Genomic DNA, 680 nt, shown 5'->3' on the forward strand with positions numbered 1-680 from the left:
GGACCGGGCTATGGGCCTATAGTCCATAGCGGTAAACACTCCGGACATAAACTGACCGAGCACAAGGCGCTGTGAGGGCTGTGGCGGCGGCAGCGTGATAACGTCCTTGTGGCGCAGAACGCCTGTGCTGGTTACTGCCATCTCCATATATGAAGCGGCTGTCGCATAGCCCCTATCTGCTATACTGCGTGCGAACTCCGCATATGTCTTATTGCGTGGTAGCCACAGTTGAGAATCCGAAGTACTAGCCCCATCGAATTGGAGGCCGCACGTTGTCGCGATCTGCGATAGAACGTCATTTGAAGTTCCCCTTAGGCCGGCGACACTGGTCCCGGTCCAGTACTTTGGAAAGTCCAGATATCCGTCCACTTCATAGGCAAAGCCGTTGCCCATGTTTGTCTTTTTGTGGTCGTACTTCCGGAAGTTGAAGGTCTGTGTCTGACCTTGGTAAGCGCGAATCACAACCCGGATGGGAATGCCATCCTGTAGGGGCACGCTGTCCAAGGTGTGAGTCGCGTCAAATATGGAGAAGTGAACTGTGGGGACCAGTGCGCGTGTGGTCCATGCTATGTGTATGAAGTGCAGCACGTTCAGAGCTTCTAGTGGGAACTCTGTGTCGTTTATGAACAAGCTGACTTCTATACGATCTTTAATTGCGAAACTCATACGCCCCTCAGATC

The 680-nt window shown here is 52.9% G+C and carries 1 protein-coding gene; it reads right to left on the reverse strand.

From position 1 onward, the window contains the following. Positions 1-666 (reverse strand): hypothetical protein (locus AC1RPH_RS07665; protein ID WP_481762006.1); only part of this gene is annotated, 666 nt, incomplete at its 3' end. Positions 667-680 lie beyond the last annotated feature (14 nt).

This window comes from Dellaglioa sp. CoH-57-MRSF-16 (genome assembly GCF_056782055.1).